Source organism: Halopelagius inordinatus (assembly GCF_900113245.1).
Lineage (GTDB): Archaea > Halobacteriota > Halobacteria > Halobacteriales > Haloferacaceae > Halopelagius > Halopelagius inordinatus.
Genome location: NZ_FOOQ01000004.1, coordinates 1 through 18,746, shown reverse-complemented (window position 1 = coordinate 18,746; position 18,746 = coordinate 1). Strand labels below are relative to the sequence as shown.

18 protein-coding genes are annotated in these 18,746 nt (G+C 66.4%); 9 read left to right on the top strand and 9 right to left on the bottom strand.

What is annotated here, in order from left to right; translation table 11 throughout:
• Nucleotides 1-51: 51 nt before the first annotated feature.
• Nucleotides 52-1,722 carry a TraB/GumN family protein gene (locus BM167_RS13570; RefSeq protein WP_092893267.1) on the bottom strand — a complete coding sequence of 557 codons (1,671 nt, stop codon included), beginning with the start codon at nt 1,720-1,722 and terminating at the stop codon, nt 52-54.
• A 53-nt stretch (nt 1,723-1,775) separates the two neighbouring features.
• Between BM167_RS13570 and BM167_RS13565 the strand changes: the two genes are divergently transcribed.
• From BM167_RS13565 to BM167_RS13555, 3 genes are all read left to right on the top strand, one after another.
• Nucleotides 1,776-3,128 (top strand): glycerate kinase type-2 family protein, encoded by a 1,353-nt coding sequence (locus BM167_RS13565; protein WP_092893266.1) that lies wholly within the window; start codon nt 1,776-1,778, stop codon nt 3,126-3,128.
• Between the two features lie 49 nt (nt 3,129-3,177).
• Complete coding sequence (locus tag BM167_RS13560; protein ID WP_092893265.1) at nt 3,178-3,783, top strand: ArsR/SmtB family transcription factor; 606 nt, start codon at nt 3,178-3,180, stop codon at nt 3,781-3,783.
• Nucleotides 3,784-3,856: 73 nt separating this feature from the next.
• Nucleotides 3,857-4,321, top strand: a complete 465-nt coding sequence (locus BM167_RS13555) for a bifunctional nuclease family protein (RefSeq protein ID WP_092893264.1) — start codon at nt 3,857-3,859, stop codon at nt 4,319-4,321.
• Between the two features lie 4 nt (nt 4,322-4,325).
• Here the strand turns inward: BM167_RS13555 and BM167_RS13550 are convergent, their stop codons facing one another.
• Nucleotides 4,326-4,787: an acyl-CoA thioesterase gene (locus BM167_RS13550; protein ID WP_092893410.1), complete on the bottom strand. Its 462-nt coding sequence runs from the start codon at nt 4,785-4,787 to the stop codon at nt 4,326-4,328.
• 74 nt (nt 4,788-4,861) lie between these two features.
• Nucleotides 4,862-6,016, bottom strand: a complete 1,155-nt coding sequence (locus tag BM167_RS13545; protein WP_092893263.1) for a S1C family serine protease — start codon at nt 6,014-6,016, stop codon at nt 4,862-4,864.
• Between the two features lie 80 nt (nt 6,017-6,096).
• Here BM167_RS13545 and BM167_RS13540 point away from each other — a divergent pair, with 80 nt between their 5' ends.
• Nucleotides 6,097-6,555: a DUF7992 family protein gene (locus BM167_RS13540; protein ID WP_092893409.1), complete on the top strand. Its 459-nt coding sequence runs from the start codon at nt 6,097-6,099 to the stop codon at nt 6,553-6,555.
• A gap of 82 nt (nt 6,556-6,637) precedes the next feature.
• Here the strand turns inward: BM167_RS13540 and BM167_RS13535 are convergent, their stop codons facing one another.
• The 3 genes from BM167_RS13535 to BM167_RS13525 all read right to left on the bottom strand — a co-directional run bounded on the left by BM167_RS13535 (nt 6,638) and on the right by BM167_RS13525 (nt 10,577).
• A complete protein-coding gene (locus BM167_RS13535) occupies nt 6,638-7,780 on the bottom strand; it encodes a Kelch repeat-containing protein (protein WP_092893262.1) in 1,143 nt (380 codons plus the stop codon).
• Nucleotides 7,781-7,783: 3 nt separating this feature from the next.
• Nucleotides 7,784-9,649, bottom strand: coding sequence for a VWA domain-containing protein (locus tag BM167_RS13530; RefSeq protein WP_092893261.1), 1,866 nt, complete (start codon nt 9,647-9,649; stop codon nt 7,784-7,786).
• Between the two features lie 133 nt (nt 9,650-9,782).
• On the bottom strand, nt 9,783-10,577 hold the full coding sequence (locus BM167_RS13525) for a helix-turn-helix transcriptional regulator (RefSeq protein WP_143095515.1): 795 nt from the start codon (nt 10,575-10,577) through the stop codon (nt 9,783-9,785).
• A gap of 179 nt (nt 10,578-10,756) precedes the next feature.
• Here BM167_RS13525 and BM167_RS13520 point away from each other — a divergent pair, with 179 nt between their 5' ends.
• From BM167_RS13520 to dhaM, 5 genes are all read left to right on the top strand, one after another.
• Nucleotides 10,757-11,353, top strand: coding sequence for a hypothetical protein (locus BM167_RS13520; protein ID WP_092893259.1), 597 nt, complete (start codon nt 10,757-10,759; stop codon nt 11,351-11,353).
• Between the two features lie 47 nt (nt 11,354-11,400).
• Nucleotides 11,401-14,532, top strand: a complete 3,132-nt coding sequence (gene ileS, locus BM167_RS13515) for an isoleucine--tRNA ligase (RefSeq protein WP_092893258.1) — start codon at nt 11,401-11,403, stop codon at nt 14,530-14,532.
• 102 nt (nt 14,533-14,634) lie between these two features.
• Nucleotides 14,635-15,630, top strand: coding sequence for a dihydroxyacetone kinase subunit DhaK (dhaK, locus tag BM167_RS13510; RefSeq protein WP_092893257.1), 996 nt, complete (start codon nt 14,635-14,637; stop codon nt 15,628-15,630).
• A gap of 69 nt (nt 15,631-15,699) precedes the next feature.
• Nucleotides 15,700-16,410: a dihydroxyacetone kinase subunit DhaL gene (gene dhaL, locus BM167_RS13505; protein WP_092893256.1), complete on the top strand. Its 711-nt coding sequence runs from the start codon at nt 15,700-15,702 to the stop codon at nt 16,408-16,410.
• Nucleotides 16,407-16,793: a dihydroxyacetone kinase phosphoryl donor subunit DhaM gene (gene dhaM, locus BM167_RS13500; protein ID WP_092893255.1), complete on the top strand. Its 387-nt coding sequence runs from the start codon at nt 16,407-16,409 to the stop codon at nt 16,791-16,793. Before dhaL ends, dhaM begins: the two co-directional genes overlap by 4 nt.
• A 27-nt stretch (nt 16,794-16,820) precedes the next feature.
• Here dhaM and ptsH1 read toward each other — a convergent pair whose 3' ends face one another.
• The 3 genes from ptsH1 to BM167_RS13485 form a co-directional block, all read right to left on the bottom strand.
• Nucleotides 16,821-17,087 (bottom strand): phosphocarrier protein HPr, encoded by a 267-nt coding sequence (ptsH1, locus tag BM167_RS13495; RefSeq protein WP_092893254.1) that lies wholly within the window; start codon nt 17,085-17,087, stop codon nt 16,821-16,823.
• Between the two features lie 67 nt (nt 17,088-17,154).
• Nucleotides 17,155-18,201 (bottom strand): DUF7973 family transport facilitator, encoded by a 1,047-nt coding sequence (locus BM167_RS13490; RefSeq protein WP_092893253.1) that lies wholly within the window; start codon nt 18,199-18,201, stop codon nt 17,155-17,157.
• A 2-nt stretch (nt 18,202-18,203) separates the two neighbouring features.
• Nucleotides 18,204-18,746 (bottom strand): FGGY-family carbohydrate kinase (locus tag BM167_RS13485; protein WP_245781368.1); only part of this gene is annotated, 543 nt, incomplete at its 5' end.

Here is an 18,746-nt window from a genome sequence, read left to right as displayed (position 1 = left end):
AGTGTGGTATCTCGTCGGACGTTAGGAGGGTGGGGAGTTGGGCCTTGTGGGTTACGCGCCGCCCGCCAGTGCGCCCCAGACGATGTTCCACCCGTTGCGCGCTCCCTCCAACATCAGCCGCGTGACGCCCTCCGCGCCGCCTAAGTCGAGCGCGAAAAGCGGGAGGACGTACGCGACGAAAAGCGCCGAGGCGACGATGCTTCCGACGTTCGTCGCCGCGACGACCATGATGAGGCGAAACAGCGGAACGTCGAACATCTCCGGGACCAACTCGCCGAGCGGTCTCTCCTCGTCGGCCATCAGGTCGTTCAGCCGACCGATGTCGGTGACGTTCACCGGCGTGCGGCGAAGTTCCATGTAGCCCGTGAACCACCCCGGTGCCAGCAAGGGGTTGATGGAGGTCATCCACGCGACGCCGCCGCCGACGAGCGCAGAGAGCCACCGCGCCCCGGCGGCCTTCGCGAGTCCGGCGGCGAAGACGCCGTTGATGAGGAACCACGCCGCGAACAGTTCGATGAGCGCGTCGTTGCCCACCGTAGAGAGCGCCAACAGGACGAACGACAGCACGACGAAAAGCGAGATGGCCGACCCGACTATCTTGCCCCACGGAAAGCGTCCCGACGTGGTCCCCGTGAGCGACGACATCGGCGGGAGTTGTTCGGGGTGTTCGAGATACCGTTCGATACCCTCTCTGTGACCCGCGCCGACGACGGCGACGACGTTCGCGCCCGACTGCCGGAGGCCGACGAGTTGGTGTGCGATGTACGCGTCCCGTTCGTCGATGAGGGCCTCCGCGCCGCCGGGAGAGAACTCGCGGAACTCCTCCATCATCGCGCTGACCACGTCCGTGTCGGTCATCTTCGACATGTCAATCTCCTCGGCGCCGCCGTCGGTACCGCCGCCGAACGCGTTGGCGACGACGCCGACGGTGGCTCCGAGAACCACGCCGGTCAGGAGTCCGATGGCCATGCTCCCGACGATGCGGACGAGAAACGGGCTGAACGACGCCACGACCGAATCGGCGACTCCGAGTCCGAATCCGGCGATGGCACCGGCCGCGACGCCGACGCCGACTGCGGCGATTGCGCGTTCCTCGGCGTCTAACGCCGCCGCGCCGAGCGTCCAGACGACGGCACCCGCGGCGACGGCGACGACGACGCCGCCGGTGATGCGGGCCAAAATCGGGAGTCCGACGCCGAGACTGCCGCCGAAGACGGCCACCAGCGGTCCGATGAGAAAGCCCAAGAACACGCCGAGGACGACGCCGACGCCCCGGGCGTCGCCGAGTCCGAAGGCGAGGCCGCCGACCATCCGCAGTTTCTCTAGCAGACTCATCCGCGACCAGAACCGCTGCATCGTCTCTTGGATGTCGCGGTCCACGAGAGCCACGTCGATGCCGAGTTTCTCGGCCGTCTCGACGGCGGCGAGCATGTCCGCGCCGGGTTCGACGTCGAACCGTTCGCCCAACTGCGCTTGGACGTACGAGAGCATCCAGTAGGCGATGAACTGAAACACCGTGTTCCCGCGGAGCAGGTCGCCGGGTTCGATGTCGTCGGGCGTCCCGCCCTTCATCGACCGGTAGCGCCCCTCGTCGAGTTCGACGGCGACGACGTCGGGACGGTCCTCTTCGATTGCGTCTTCGACCTCGCGGATGCTGTCGGCGGAGACGTGGGCGGTTCCCACGACCCGGACGCGACCCTCTCCGGCCGCTTCCTGACTCATTGCACACCGATTTCGGGGCACGCTTTTTACCCTTGTCGGAGCGTGTCGCACGTATGCGCAACGTCACGCTGGACGCCGACACGCCCACGTCGGCGCACCGGACGGCCGCGGCCTGCCTCGGAGACGCAATCGACGCGGTGCTTCCGGACCGAGTCGTCCGCGATTCGGTGTCGCTCCGCGGCGACACCCTCGCGATAGGCGAGGAGTCCTACGACCTCTCCGAGTTCGAACGCGTCGTCGTCGTCGGGGGCGGAAAGGCCGCAGACGGCGTCGCGGACGCCCTCGAAGCGGTCCTCGGCGACCGAATCGACGCCGGTGCCGTCGTCACGCCCACGCCCGGCGAGGGCGGCCGAATCGAGCGACTGCCGGGCGACCACCCCGTCCCCTCCGAACGCGGCGTCGAGAGCGCACGGAGACTCGTGGAACTCCTCGACGACGCCGACGAGGACACACTCGTTCTCGCCGTCGTCACCGGCGGTGCAAGCGCGGTGATACCGACGCCAGCCGAGGGCGTCTCGCTGTCGGACCTGCGGGCGACCACCGACGAACTCCTCCGGTCGGGCGCGGATATCTCCGAACTCAACGCCGTTCGCAAACATCTCTCGACGCTCAAAGGCGGGGGACTCGCCCGCCGCGCCGCCCCCGCGACGGTGGTGGGACTGGTGTTCAGCGACGTTGTCGGGAACGATTTGGGCGTCATCGCCTCCGGGCCGACGGCCCCAGACGAGACGACGTACGGCGACGCGCTGTCGGTTCTGGACCGCTACGACCTCTCGGTGCCCGACTCGGTCCGCGACAGACTCGAACGCGGGGCCGAGGGTGACCTCCCGGAGACGCCGACTCGGGGCGACCCGGTCTTCGAAAGCGTGCGGAACCACGTCCTCGCGGACGGCCACACGGCGCTCTCGGCCGCGAGAGAGACCGCCCGAGAGCGAGGGTACGACGCGTTCGTCCTCTCGTCTCGCGTCCGCGGCGAGGCGCGAGAGGCGGCCAAGACCCACGACGCCATCGCAGAGGAGATCGCGGCCACGGGCGACCCCGTCTCGCCGCCCGCAGTCGTCCTCTCGGGCGGGGAGTGCACCGTCACCGTTCGCGGCGACGGCGAGGGCGGCCCGAACCTGGAGTTCTGCCTCTCGGCGGCCCGCGAACTCGAAACCGCGGCGGTGGTCGCCGCCGTCGATAGCGACGGCGAGGACGGCGGCACCGACGTGGCGGGGGCGGTGGTGGACGACCGGACGGTCGAATCCGGAGACGAGGCGGCGGCGGCACTCGCCGACAACGACGCGCTCCCGTACCTCCGAGCGCGGAACGCGCTGGTTCGAACCGGCCCGACGGGGACGAACGTCAACGACCTGCGGGTGGTCGTGGTGGCGGGCGACGAGGGTTCCGACGCCGAAGAGACGTGACGACTCCGGTGACAACAAGTTTGTATCCCAGTACGTCGTAGGCGCTGTCATGGCCCCCCTGTTGCGTGACGCGTCGGACGCCGACGACGACGCGAGTCCCCGCGTCATCGGTTTAGACGACGAGGACGCCGACGAGATACTGTCGGTGCTCTCCTCGGCGACGGCGCGTCGCATACTCGCGACGCTTCACGAGGACCCCGCCAACGCCGCCGCCCTCGCAGACGAGGTGGGCACCTCCCTCCAGAACGTCCAGTACCATCTCGGACGGCTAGAGGACGCTGGCGCGGTCGCCGTGGTAGACACCGTTTACTCCGAGAAAGGCAGAGAGATGAAGGTGTACGCCCCGTCGGACAAACCGCTCGTCGTCGTCGCCACGGACTCGGCGGAGACGACCGGACTCGTCGCGTCGCTTCGGCGGTTGCTCGCGGCCGTCGGACTCGTCGGCGCGGCGAGTCTCCTCGTTCAGTGGGTCGCCACCGCGGGAACGAACGCGGGCGGAACCGTCGCGACGTCCGCCGGAGACGCCGGGACCGAGGCGGCGCGAGCGGCATCTTCCGCCGCGGCGTCCGGTCTGCCGCCGGGACTGCTCTTTTTCCTCGGCGGCCTGACCGTTCTGCTCGTTCTGTACGGCATCCGGTACCTCAGAACCGAGTAACGGCGGCGATTTTCGGCTCGCTACGTTCGACCGCTGGGGTAGGTATTCATACCCGGGCGACGAACGTTACGGTATGAATCACCGGGCCGAGGTGAAAGGAATCGGCGTCGGAATGGACTCCGAGGGAGGGAACGTCCCGGCGGTCATTTTGCGGGTGCGAGAGGAGTATCTCCCCATCATCATCACCACCGACCAAGCGCAGGCCATCCAACTGTCGCTGTCGGGCGAACCGTTCGAGCGACCGCTGACTCACGACCTGCTCGTGGAGATGATAACCGAGTTCGGCGGCGCGATCGACACCATCCGAATCGACGACTTGGCCGACGGGACGTTCTACGCGAAGATAGACGCCGAACGCTACGAGGACGGCGAACCGCGGAAGTTCGTCTTCGACGCTCGACCCAGCGACGCCGTGGCACTCGCGGTTCGGGTGGACTGTCCCATCCTCGTCTCCGACGAGGTGATAGACGACGCGGGGCAACCGCCCGAGAAGTTCGACCTCGGCGAGTCGGCGGGCGACGACGAGTTCGAGCTGTAACCGGTCAGTTCGTCTCGGACGCGGTTCGGCCCGTTTCGCCCGCGAGTGCCTCGTCGCGGAGGCGTTCTCCCTCCTCCGTGTCCACGGTCAGGTCGGGGACGGGCGTCGGTTCCCGCACGTCGTCTATGGCGACGTAGACGAAGTACGACTCCGTCGTCGGTTCTCTCTCTCCGGTCTGTGGGTCCTCGCGGAACGTTTTCAGTCGGACTTTGACGCTCGTCCGCCCGGCGTCGTAGACGTACGACTGGATCAGCGCCGTGTCGCCGCGGGGAATCGGCTGGACGAAGTCGACTTGGTTCATCCGGGCGGTGACGCACGTCTCGCCCGCAAAGCGCATCGCCGAAAGCGCGCCGACGATGTCCATCCACTTCATGACGTTGCCCCCGTGAGCCATGTCGTAGTTGTTCGTGTGGTTCGGTTGGACGAGTTGGCGGTTCTCGATGTAGGTGTCCATCAGGTCTGTCATGGATGCGCCTTGTCGCGCGGAGGGGATGAGCGTACTGCCCGTCGGAGTTCCGGAGGGGGCGTCCTCGACGCCCGTCACCGGTCCGGCGCGGTGCCGAACGTCAACTCCAGTTCGACGAGTTCGCCGTCGCGCCACACCTCGAACGTCGCCGTCTCGTTCGGTTGCGCCTCGGCCGCGAGGTACGACGACAGGTCGTCCTCCGTCTCGATGGGCGTGTCTTCGACGGCGCGAATCACGTCCGCACCGGTCGGCACCGTATCGCCGAGACTGCTTCGAGTGCCCGTCGCGCCGCGGAGGACGCCGTCGGCCGGACTCCCGGAGACGACGTCCGCGACGAGAACCCCGCTCGCCTCCTCGAACCCGTAGACGGAGGCGACGGCGGGGGTCACGGACTGCGCGCGGATTCCGATGTAGGCCGCTCGGTGACGCCCGTCCTCGACGAGAGACGGCACGACGTCGTCTACGACGGCGGCGGAGACGGCGAACGCCACGTTGTCGCCGCCGCCGGAGTTGATGACGCCGACGACGCGCCCGTCGAGGTCCACCAACGGCCCGCCGGAGTTGCCGGGGTTCACCGCGGCGTCCGTCTGGATTCCGTCGGCGACGAGAAATCCGGTCCGAGTTCGTATCGACCGGTCGAGGCCGCTGACGATGCCCGCGGAGGCGGACCCCGAAAGCGAGAACGGCGCGCCGAGAGCCATCACCTTGGTTCCGACCGGCGGTTCCTCGTCGACGAGCGACAACGGTTCCGCGTAGGAGGGGACGCGTTCGACTGAGAGAACCGCGAGGTCGGTTCGGGTGTCGCTCCCGACCACCTCCGCGCGCGACCAGTCGCCCTCGCGGAACTCCACCGTGATGTCGTCTCCTCCGGAGACGACGTGGGCGTTCGTGACGACGTAGTCGCCGTCGTACACCCACCCAGAACCCTGCGCGTCGCCGCGCGCCGTCGAGACGCGGATGAACGCCACGGAGGGGATGACCGCCTCGTAGACGGAGACGTACTGGCCTCCGCGCTGTCGAACCCGTGCCGGCGGGTCGGACGCGAACGCCGTCGCGCCCGTCCCCGCCTCGGTCCGTCCGGCGTCGTCGTTCCCGTCCGAACCGACCGTCTCGCCCTCGGACTGCGACGCCGAACATCCCGCGAGAAGCGTCGCCGCCCCGGCGAGCACCGCCCGTCTCGGTAGTCCGCCCTCGTACCCCGTCCGCTCTGCGCTCCCGTCGTGGTCCATGTTACCACCTTTTGTCCGGTGGCGGGAAAAAGCGCTGGCGGGTGACGGGGCTTATGCCTCGCGACGACGAACGTCCGCCCATGACCCTCGACGTGGAGACGCCCTCGCCGCCGACGTTGAAGTCCGCGGTGGACCCAAACGAGTACGACGACACGACCGTCTCGGCAGACGACGACTACCGACGGGGCCAACTCTCGACTCTCCTCCGTGAGGGAGCGTGGGAGGAGGCGTTCGAGATGTGGGCCGAGGAGACGTCGATGACCGAAGACGAGTGGCGCATCGTCACGGAACTCGACCTCGTCTCGCAGTTCGACTTCTTCTGGGACGACTTCGCCGACAGAGTCGGCTACCACGCGCCGGGTATCCCCGAGGACTGGAAGGTGCGGGAGGTCCATCCCGACTTGGCGTCGTGGAAGGAGGTTTCGAGCATCAACGCCGGACTCACCGAGTTCGGCCAACTCGTCTGCGAGGTGCTGAAAGACGACTACATCACGTGGGAGTCCGAGTACGACGCGCCGGACGACTTGCCGGAGTTCTGAGAGCGATTTCCCGGTTCGAAGCGCGGACGGAATCGCGGGCCACTCCGCCTCGGGCGAAGACGTTTCGACGGACGACGCCGACCTACACGGAGAACGTCTCGTTGTGTTCGACGCACTCGTGGAGGCCGTCCTCGTCGTAGCGTTTCACGTGTCCGCCGACGACGTAGAGCGTCCCGTCGATGACGGCGTCTACGGGCCCGGTGCGAGGGTATCGCGGCGACGACAGCCGACGGAACGCGTCCTCCTCGGGGTCGTACTGGTGACAGACCGTCCCGTAGATGTCCGTAGAGAGGTCGTCGCCGGGCGACCAGAAGATGCCGTGCGAGAGGTAGACGTCGTTGTCGACGACCGGGTTGTCCGTCGTCCCGTAGTTTCCGCCTCGCGGCGCGGGCGTCATCTCGGACCACTCGTGTCGGTCGAAATCGTACCGGTAGTTGGACGCCGTCGGTCCGGCCCCGCCGCGTCTCCCGGCGATGGCGTGGAGGAACTGCCTTCCACCGCTCGCGACGAGTGCGACCGCCGGCCACCGTTTGGCTTCGGGCATCCGCGCTAAGTCCGGGTCAGCGACCGTCTCGCGCTTCGGGTCGAACGCCCAGATTCGGCTCTCGTCGAAGGTGCCGGGCGTGCGGCTATCGGCGCCGTGGTTCGAGGCGCTCTCTCGGTCGGTGACGTTCGTTCCGCCGCCGACGCAGTACACGAGTCCGTCGTCCGGGTTGTACGCGCCCTTCATCCCCCAGTTCGGATACGGACAGCGCACGCCCGCCGCCTCGGTGAGGTTCGTCCACCCGTCGTCGGGCGTGTACCGAAAGACGACGTCCGACGGCGGGTTCTCGCCGCCGTAGGGGCCGTTCGACGGCGCGCCGCCGAAGCTAAACAGTTTCCTCTCCGACGCGACTCCGCAGGGTGCCCAGAGCGCTCTCGGCATCGGTTCGACCTCTCTCCAACCGTCACCGTCGTCCGCCTCCGGGTCGAAGACGAGCGTTCGCCGCACCGCGTCGAGTCCCGTTCCGGTCTCGAACCCTCCGAAGTAGTAGAGCTCTCCGTCGAGTACGCCGCCACCGGCGTCGCTCTGGAGCACCGGCAACGGCTCTCGTTCGCCCCACGAACCGGATTCTGCCGCCTCGGGCGGCAGTCGCTCGACTTCGGCCGACGCTCCCCCGGCCGCGGCCATCGTCGCTCCGACCCCGGTACCGACGAGGCGCAGATACGCTCGGCGAGAGTACATCGGTCAGGCACCACCGGAGGTGTACCGGTCTCCGTTGACGAGGACGTCCGCCGGACCGTCCAGTCGAACGTCGAGTATCTCCCCCGAGAACCGGAAGCTGTCTATCCCTCCCTTCGCCACGGAACCGGACGCCGTGCGTCCCTCGACGGAGTCCGGATAGTCGGCTCCGGTGAGATTTGCTCTGTCTCCCGGTTCGATTTCACCGTCGACGGTAATCTCGTAGAACGCGCGTTCGTCGGCGGTGCTGACGATTCTCAGTTCGTCGTCGAGTTCCCCGCCGCCGGAGTCGTCGCCGCCGTTGGAGTCCGACTCGTCGTCGGAGGTCACCTCGGAGGGGTCGACCCGTTCGCCGTTCACCGACACGTCCGCCGGTCCGTCGAGAGAGAAGTGGTCGATTCGACCGGTGAAGTAGAACTCGTCGGTACCGCGTTCGGCGACCGACCCCGTAACCTCGCTGCCGGGGAACGGTTCGGGGGACTCCATCTTCTCTACGTCCGCGCGCTCGCCGGGATAGATGCGGTCGCTGGCGCGAACGTCGTAGTACGCTCGTCGGTCCTCGGTGCTCGAAATCGCAATCGTGTTCATCGACTCGACTGTGTCGCCGCCCACGGACTCGCCGTCTATCTCGAACTCCGCCGGTCCGCCCACGCGGACGTTGGTGACCTCCCCCGAGAACCGGAGCCCGTCCGTTCCGCCCCCCGCGACCGACCCTATCGCGGTCGACCCCTCGACTGAATCGGGGAACTCGGCGTCTTTTGGGTCCGAGTTCTCTCCGAGTCTCATCTCTCCGGTGACGGCCATCTCGTAGAACGCTCGGGTGTCGCCGGTACTCCTCACGAGTGCGTCCCGGTCCACTTTCCCCGAGGGAACGTCCACGGTGGTTTCGTCGCTCCCGGTCCCTCTGTCGGGGTCGGTGACGGTCACCGTGAGGTCGTTGCTCTCGTTCGGAGCCGTGTCCGTGAGGTACTCGACCACGTACGTGGTCACGACGAGTCGCTCGATGCGTTCGAGAATCCGGCTGAAGTCGGCGCTTCGGATCTCCATCCAGAGTCCGCCCGTTCGCTCCGCGAGCGCCCGTTTGCTCGATTCGGGTGCGGTCGTCGCGGGGGCGACGGCGACGTACGCGACGCCGCTTTCCTCCACCATCGTCTGGACTTCGTCGATGGTGTAATCGGAGACGCCGCTTCCGTCGCCGCGGTAGTGAGAGACGCTGTCGGTGATGTCCACGACGATTTTCTGAGCCTCGGGCCTGAAGTCGAGACCGAGCGCTCGGACTATCGCGTCGAAGTTGTCCTCCGGTCCGTCGCCGCCCGCACTCGCGGTGAGTCTGTCGGTTCGCGACTTCAACGCGCTGGCGTCGTCGGTGAACTCGAGGTCGGTCTCGACCGAGTCTTTGAACGTCACGAGAGAGTATCTCGCGTCGATACCCGCCGCCTCTATCTCGTCTGTGAGGCCTTTGACTCCCGCTTGCATGTCCGCTATCTCTCCGTCCATGCTCCCCGTGTCGTCGAACAGAAAGACGATGTCGGCGCTCGCGCTGGTGAATCTGAAGCTCTGGATCGCTTTCTCGACGCCCGCCTCCGTTATCTGGAAGTCCTCCCGCGAGAGGTTCCCGTTCCGCCCCGCGTCCGTGTCGACGCTCACGTTGACGAGAATCGAGGGGTAGTTACTCGGGTCCGCACTCAACACGTCCACGAACCCCGCCGTCGAATCGGACTGCGCCGCCGCCCGAGCGGAGAACCCGTGCAGTCCGACCCCGAGGACCGCGGATTTCAGTACGGTTCGCCTCGGTATCCGCCCGAGTACGCCGCCCGACTCCTCTCTCCCCCGTTCGACTCTGTCGCCCGAACCTGCGAGGCCATCTGACATTATTTCACCTCGATTTCACTTCTTCGCCATCGCATATGACGCTACCTCGTGCCCGCTGTGCATACCGTGCACATCGGTACCTATTAACGTGAATCGGAGGCCCGCACGGAGAGAGCGACGGGAGGGCGTTCGGCTACCTGTCGAACGCCGTCGATTGGGCCCGGTAGTCGCGGTAGAGAGCCCTCACCCACTCTCGGGCCTCGTCGGCGTCGGTCTCCAAGAGGGCCTGCGGGACTCCCTTCCCGTCCGAGGCGCCGATCTGTACGACTCCGTCGAGAATACCCGCGTAGTACGGCACGTCTCTCGGGGAGACGCGGACGGCGATGCCGTCGGTCGACAACAGTGCGTCTATCGTCTCGTCCAAAGCGGGGTCCGTCCGAAGCGTTTCGGCGACGTTCTCGGTGACGATGAGTTCGTGGTCCCCTCCTCCGTCTCGGGCCGCAAAGCGGCGTTCGACGGTCCGCATCCCCTGTGGATCGACCGCCGGGAGGAGACACCGCGCCCGTTCGGCCGACGCGAGGGTCTCGACGTGTCTGTTGACCGGCGCGTACGGGTTTTCGGACGTCGAAACCGTCACGTCGGCGTCCAAAAGCACCTCGACGCTCAGTCCGAACGCGGCGGGAGGCATCCACTGGAAAAACGGCTGTAGCCGCTTTGCCTCGCGGACGGTCTCCAACAGGCCGGTCAACTCCTCGACCAGTAGTTCGCCACACGGGGTGATAGAGTACTGGTTGTTGCTGTTCTCTATCCACCCGCGTTCGACGAGCGCATCGGCGTTTCGAACGAGAGTCGTCCGCGCAACCTCGCTCGTGCCCCGAAGCTCCTCCTTACTCAGCGTCCCGGCTTTCCGCAACTCTTCGAGGATCTGTACCCGATTCTCCGAGCGAGCGATGAACTCGATCTCTTGGAGCTCGTCTTGATAGACCATCTCACCCACCCGGCGGTACGTATGTGTTAGTTCAGATATAAAACGCCGCATATAATGTATCGTTGACACCATCTCTCCGCGCGAGTTCTGGGTCCGAGCGCGGCCGGACGGTGGCGTCTCTCCGTCGATTCCCTTCTGTCCACTAGAGAGTTAAGGTCCCGCGAACGGCAGTACCGACAATGCGCCGCAGAGCCCTCCTCTCGGCCGTCGCAGCGAGCACCGTCGCCCTGTCGGGATGTCTCGCGGACGCGCGTAGAGAACTCGATGGACGGATTCTCGCCCGACACGGTAGTGCGACGCTCCGCCCGGCGGACGAACGGTGGGTCGTCGGTGGTCTGTCCGCCGAGACGGATGAGTACGCCCGCGCCGTCCTGTTTCCCGAAGCACCGCCGCGGGACGCCGACCTGTTCACCGACGCGTATCCGCGTGAGGAGCACTCCTTCGAGAACGAGATACTGAACGAGAACTACGAGAACGGATTCACGCTCCTCTGCGAGGTGAAGATGTCCGCAGAGGAGGCGTTCGTCGCGCTTCCGCGGAGTACCGCGGACGCGAAGTGGACGGGATGGGACCGGGCGACGCTTCCGATGGAGATGTCCCGGTACGACGAGTCGCGTCTCGACGAGGACGAACGGGCGGCGGAGGAACTCGTCGCCATCGTCGTCGCGTACTACGAATCCGACCGCGCGCCGTCTACGGCCGACGTCGAACTCTACGACGAAGAGGGGAACCGACGCGGCGGGTCCGCCGTCGCGGAGGCGTGGTCGTCGGACTGAGGCGCGGTTCCACGGATTTGATATACGTCCGCCGGTTGACCTCCTGTATGGACGAAGTCGAAGACCAGTACACGCCCGAGGACGTAGAGTCCACCGTCGGGGAGTACTGGGACGAGAACGACGCCTACGAGGCGACGAAGGAGGCCCACGCCGACGACCCGGCCTTCTTCTTCGTCGACGGGCCGCCGTACACGTCGGGGCAGATGCACCTCGGGACGGCGTGGAACAAGACGCTGAAAGACGCCATCATCCGCCACAAGCGCATGACGGGCCACCGGGTCACCGACCGTCCCGGATACGACATGCACGGCCTCCCCATCGAGGTCAAAGTCGAGGAGGAACTCGGCTTCGAGACCAAACGGGACATAGAGGAGTACGGGATGGAACCGTTCATCGACCGCTGTAAGGAGTTCGCCGTCCGCAACCGCGAGGCGATGGACGACGACTTCCAGTCCATCGGCGTGTGGATGGACTGGGACGACCCCTACCAGACGCTCTCGCCCGAGTACATGGAGGCGGCGTGGTGGGCGTTCCAACAGGTGAACGACCGCGGACTCGTCGAGCAGGGCAAACGCTCGGTCAACTACTGCCCGCGGTGTCAGACCGCAATCGCCGCGAACGAGGTCGAGTACGACCAGATAGAGTCGCCCTCCATCTACGTGAAATTCCCCCTCGCCGACAGAGAGGGGAGCCTCGTCATCTGGACGACGACGCCGTGGACCGTCCCCGCGAACACGTTCGTCGCCGTCGACGGCGAGATGACGTACCAAGCGGTCCGTGCCGAGAAAGACGGCGAAAGCGAGGTGCTCTACCTCGCGGAACCGTGCGTCGAAGACGTGCTGAAGAAGGGCCGGTACGACGACTACGAGGTCCTAGAGGAGGTTTCCGGCGACGAGATGGTGGGCTGGGAGTACGACCACCCGCTGGCCGCGAAACTCGACGCCTACGCCGACTTCGAGGGCGCGGGCGAGGTGTACACCGCGGAGTACGTCGAAGCCGACCGGACGGGGCTCGTCCACTCCGCGCCCGGCCACGGGCAGGAGGACTTCGCCCGCGGGCAGGAACTCGGACTCGACGTGTTCGTCCCGGTCGACCAACGCGGCGAGTTCACCGAGGAGGCCGGCGAGTACGCCGGTACGTTCGTCCGCGACGCGAACCCGGAGATAATCGAGGACTTGCGGTCCGAGGGATATCTGCTCCACTCGGGCGAACACCAACACCGCTACGGGCACTGTTGGCGGTGCGACACGGACATCATCTTCCTCGCCACCGACCAGTGGTTCATCACGGTCACCGACATCAAAGAGGAACTCCTCGACAACATCGAGGAGTCCGAATGGCACCCGCAGTGGGCGCGCGACAACCGCTTTCGCGACTTCGTCTCCGACGCGCCCGACTGGAACATCTCCCGGCAGCGATACTGGGGCATCCCGCTTCCCATCTGGCAGGCCGACGACGGCGAGTTCGTCGTCGTGGGCACGCGCGAGGAACTCGCGGAACGCGCCGACCAAGACGTAAACCCCGAGGAACTCGACTTGCACCGCCCGTCGGTGGACCCGATAACCATCACCGAGGACGGCACGACGTACGAACGCGTCCCGGACGTGTTCGACGTGTGGATAGACTCCTCCGTCGCGACGTGGGGAACGCTCGACTACCCGAGTCGAGAGGAGGCCTACGAGGAGTTGTGGCCCGCGGACCTCATCGTCGAGGCGCACGACCAGACCCGCGGGTGGTTCTGGTCGCAACTCGGCATGTCCACCGCGGCGACGGGAGAGAGCCCCTACAACGAGGTTCTCATGCACGGGTTCGCCAACGACGAGAACGGCCGGAAGATGTCGAAGTCCCTCGGCAACATCGTCACGCCCGAGGAGGCCATCGACCGGGCGGGGAGAGACCCCCTCCGCGCGTACCTCCTCAGCCACGACCAACAGGGGACCGACCTCTCGTTCGAGTGGGACGGCCTCGGCGACACGCAGTCGTCTCTCAACATCTTCTGGAACGTCTTCCGCTTCCCGCTTCCCTACATGGAGTTAGACGACTACGACCCCGCGGACGCCGACCTGTCTGCGGGTGACCTCTCGGTCGTCGACGAGTGGGTGCTGTCGCGCCTTCAGACCGTGAAAGCGGACGTCGAAGCGGCGTGGGACGACTACGAGGTCCACGACGCTCTCAACGCCGTCTTGGAGTTCGTCACGCAGGACGTCTCGCGCTTCTACGTGAAGGCCATCCGCGAACGGATGTGGGAGGAAGAGGACTCGGACTCGAAGCGCGGCGCGTACGCGACGCTCTCGACCGTGTTGCAGGAGACGGTGCGTCTCGTCGCTCCGTTCACTCCGTACCTCGCAGAGCGCATGTACCAGATACTCGACGGTCGAGAGACGACGGTTCACGCTCTCGACTACCCGACGGTCGACGAGGAGTGGCGCGACGAGGAACTCGAACGCCACATGGCCGTCCTCCGGGACGTCGAGGAGGCGGCAGCGAACGCCCGCCAACAGGGCGGTCGGAAACTCCGGTGGCCCGTCTCGCGCGTCGTCGTCGCCACCGAGGACGACGGGGTCAGAGAGGCGGTCGAAGCCCTCTCTGACCTCCTGACGGAACGGGTGAACGCCCGCGACCTGCAGGTGGTCGAGGCGTTCGACGAACTGGTCGAACACGCCGAACCGCAGATGGGCGTCATCGGCCCCGAGTTCGGCGCGGACGCCCAGAAGGTGATGGAAGCCGTCCGCGGCCTGCGTCGCGCGGAGGTCGAATCCGGCGTCGACGTCGACGGCGAGACGTACGACCTCACAGACGAGATGGTCGAGTACGTCGCGGAACCCCCGGAAGACGTCTCGGAAGCCGAGTTCGAAAACGGGGCGGTGTACGTCGATACCGCCCTCACCGAGGACATCGAAGCCGAGGGGTACGCCCGAGACGTCATCCGCCGCGTCCAAGAGATGCGAAAGCAACTCGACTTAGACGTCGAAGAGGAGATTCGGACGAGCATCGACGTGGCCGACGACAGAATCGCCGAACTCGTGGACCGTCACCGCGAGTACGTCGCCGAGGAGACGCGGACCGCGGAGTACGTCGCCGAGGACGACCAGATGGACCTCGTCGAAGAGTGGACCGTCGAGGGCGTCGCCGTCACCATCGGCATCGACCGACTCGAAACCGAACCGACCGCTCGGTAAGCGCCGCCGTTCGAGGCGGAGTCGCCCCCGATTTCCGCGACGCGCTGTTCACGTTACCTCACGAACATTTTTGTCGTCTTCTAGCATTCATAATCATGCACTATGAAGAAACTCATCAACGACCCGTCCGACTACGTCGACGAGATGTTGGACGGTATGGTGGCGGCGTACCCCGACAGAGTCCGGCGTCTCGACGGGACGAAGGTGTTGGTTCGCGCCGACGGTCCGGTAGAGGGGAAAGTCGCCGTCGTCTCCGGGGGCGGGAGCGGTCACGAACCGACGCACGCCGGATTCATCGGCGACGGGATGTTGGACGGCGCGGCGGCGGGCGAGGTGTTCACCTCGCCGACGGCGAACGAACTCGACGAGATGGTGCGGGCCGCCGACGCGGGCGAGGGCGTCCTCTGCGTGGTGAAAAACTACGAGGGCGACGTGATGAACTTCGACACGGCCGCGGAGATGGCAGAGATGGAGGACGTAGACGTCGCGCAGGTGGTCGTCAACGACGACGTGGCGGTCGAAGACTCCCTGTACACCTCCGGCCGTCGCGGCGTCGCGGGCACCATCTTCGTCCACAAAATCGCGGGCGCGAAGGCGGCGGAAGGCGGTAGCCTCGAAGAGGTCAGAGACGTCGCAGAGAAGGCCATCGACAACGTGCGGACGATGGGGATGGCTCTGACCTCGTGTATCACCCCCGAGAAGGGCGAGGAGACGTTCGACCTGGGCGACGACGAGATAGAACTCGGCATCGGCATCCACGGCGAACCCGGCACCGAACGGACAGACCACATGAGCGCAGACGAGGTGGCGGAACACCTCACGACGAACGTCCTCGACGACTTGGCGGTCGAAGACGGAGAGGAAGTCGTCGTCATGGTCAACGGCATGGGCGGAACGCCCCTCTCGGAACTGTTCATCGTCAACAAGAAAGTACAGGACGTGGTTTCGGACCGCGGACTCGACGTGTGGGACACGTGGGTCGGCGACTACATGACCTCCCTCGACATGGAGGGCTGTTCGATCACCGTCCTCCGCCTCGACGACGAACTGAAGGGCCTCCTCGAAGCCGACGTGGACACGCCCGCGCTGAAACGCTGAGCCGACCCGACTCGGCGGCACATCGACGGACGGCGTAGTTTCAAGCCGCCGGCGTTCGTCCTCGAACCTATGGCTGACGAATCCGTTCAACGCGAGGCGCTCGTCGCGGCCGTCGAAAACGTCGCGGCGCGAATCGAGGACGAGAAATCCTACCTGACGGAACTGGACTCCGCCATCGGCGACGCCGACCACGGTAACAACATGAACCGCGGGTTCCAGGCCGTCGCAGAGAAGACCGACGAGTTCGAGGAGATGTCGCCCGGCGACATCGTCAAGACGGTGGGAACGACCATCATCGGAAACGTCGGCGGCGCGGCGGGACCGCTCTACGGCGGGTCGCTCATGACCGCGAGTCAGGAACTCGAAGACGGAATTACGGCGGAGACGTCCGTGGCGTTCGCGGAGGCGTACTTAGAGAAGGTGAAAGACCGAGGCGACGCGCCCGTCGGCGCGAAGACGATGGTGGACGCACTCACGCCCGCGGTCCACACCTACAAGAAGTCCATCGAACACGACGACCTCTCGCCGTTGACGGCGTTCGCGAAGGCCGTAGACGCCGCCGAACGCGGCGTCGAGTTCACCGTCCCCATCAAGGCGATGAAGGGCCGCGCCTCGTTTCTCGGGTGGCGGTCCGTCGGCCACAGGGACCCGGGCGCGACGAGCACGCTCATCATCATGGAGGAGATTCTGAAGACCGCAGAGGAGTACCTCGACGGCGACGCCGACGCGCAAGCGGTCGCGGAGACGGTGCCCGACGAGACTCCCGAGGAGGAGCCATGATCGGACTCGTCGTCGTCTCGCACAGTTCGAAGGCCGCCGAGGGTATCCGCGACATCGCCGGCCAGATGGGCGGCGGCAAGGCACGAATCGAAGTCGCGGGCGGCGACGTGGACGGCGGCATCGGAACCGACCCGAACGCGATTCGGGAGGCCATAGAGTCGGCCGACGACGGCGACGGCGTCGTCGTCCTCGTCGATTTGGGAAGCGCCGTCATGAACGCGGAACTCGCGTTCGAGATGACCGACGTGGACGCGCAGATAGCCGACGCGCCCGTCTTGGAGGGCACGCTCAACGCCGCCGTCGAATCGACGAGCACGAAGGCGACGCTCGACTCGGTTATCTCCTCTGCGGAAGACGCCCGCGACTACCACAAGGTGGACTGAGACGGGTCGGCTCCGAGATTCCGGCTCTCACTCGCCGTCTTCGGGCGTCGTGAGGACCGCTTCGAGAGCGTCGAGTGCGTCTTCCGCGTCGTCGCCCTCGGCGGTGAGGACGACGTCGTCGCCGTGTCCCGCGCCGAGTCCCGTCACCGCGAGCATGCTCCGGGCGTCGACTCGGTCCCCGTCCGGGGGGCCGACCGTCACGTCCGCGTCGAACTCGTTTGCCGTCTCGACGAACTTCGAGGCCGGACGGGCGTGCAGGCCTGCTTCAGGGACGATGGTGACAGTTCGTTCCATAAAGGACGTTCCGAGTGGACGACTAAACGACTACCGATACGCACAAAATAGAGAGAAGAGGCCGTCCTCAGAGTCCGAGCGTCGGGACGTACGACGCACTCGGGAAGATGCCGACGGCGTACAGGACGAACACGAGGAACGACCCGAAGACGATAGCCGCCGCGGGCGGGTCCCAGTGGGTGTCCCCGTGCGCGTAGAAGACGCGCTGGAACAGTTCGCCGAACAGTCCCGATATCGTCCCTATCGCGCCCGCGGCCAAGAGGGCGACGAGAAGCGACCCCTCGCCGCCACCGCTGACCCCGAGGGCCGCGGCACTCCCCGTGATGGTCATGTGGTGGGTGACGGGGAACCGTTCGACGCCGAGGTTCAAGAACAGCAGCGACGCCGCGCTGATACCGAACGCGAGGAACGCGCTGCCCGTCGCCATCGCGATGTATCCGCCCATGAGACCGGCGACGAGGCTGATAACCGCGACGTTCCCCCACTCGTACTGCTGGGGAAGCCACGGTTCGACCGCCAGACGGTTCACCGCGCCGCCGTCGGTGGGCGTCTGACCTCCCTCCGTGACCGTCCCTCCTCCGGCGGGACGCATCTCTTCGCGTTCGAACGGCGTCATGTCGAGGATGCCGTCGCCGTGGACCGTCCCGATTATCGGATAGCCGAAGGCGACTCGGTGGAGGAGCGCAGAGAGCACGACGCCCATCGCGATCGAGTCGTACGGCAGGGCGAACGTGGCCGAAAGCACCGTCAGCCAGTAGCCGAGGATGCCGAACGCCCCCCCGACCGCGAGCACGTCGGGTTTCGTCCCGAGTGCGAAGGTGATGTCCTTTGCGTTGTGATAGTCGAAGCCAGACTGCATGTAGCCGCGTTTCGCGGCGTACGCGGCGGCGGCGGCGCCGCCGGCGAAACTGATGGCGGGCGAGAACGGCGCGCCGAACGCGACCGATCCCGTGATGGACCCGGCGTCGGCGTTCGCGATTGCGGCCGCTTCGCCCGCGATGACCATGAAGCCGGTGAAGACGAACGCCGGAAGCGCGCCGAGTGCGGCCCCGAACGCTCCGCCCGCGAAGGCGGCGATGAGCATGTCGATGGCCCAGAGTTCGGCGAGTGCCATGCTCACTCACCCCCGTCGCGCGCCCAGTCGAGAGACCGCTCGACGGCATCCGTCCAGCGACCGTAGCGCTGTTCGACGTCGCCCGGACTCTCGGGTTCGAACTCTCTGTCTATCTGCCAGTTGTCGCGGAGTTCGTCCGCCGTCTCCCAGTAGCCGACTGCGAGGCCCGCGGCGTACGCGGACCCGAGCGCCGTCGTCTCGTCGACGACGGGACGGACGATGTCGGTGCCGACGATGTTCGACTGAAGCTGACAGAGGAAGTTGTTCTTCACCGCACCGCCGTCGACGCGGAGGTCGGTGAGTTCGATGCCCGAATCGGACTCCATCGCCTCGGCCACGTCGCGCGTTTGGAACGCGATGGACTCCAGTGCGGCGCGGACGATATGCTCGCGCCGCGTGCCGCGCGTCATGCCGACGATGGTGCCGCGGGCGCGTTGGTCCCAGTGAGGCGCGCCGAGGCCGGTGAACGCCGGGACGAAGTAGACGCCGTCCGTCGAGTCCACAGAACGTGCGAGGTTCTCCGTCTCCGCGGCGTCCTCGATGAG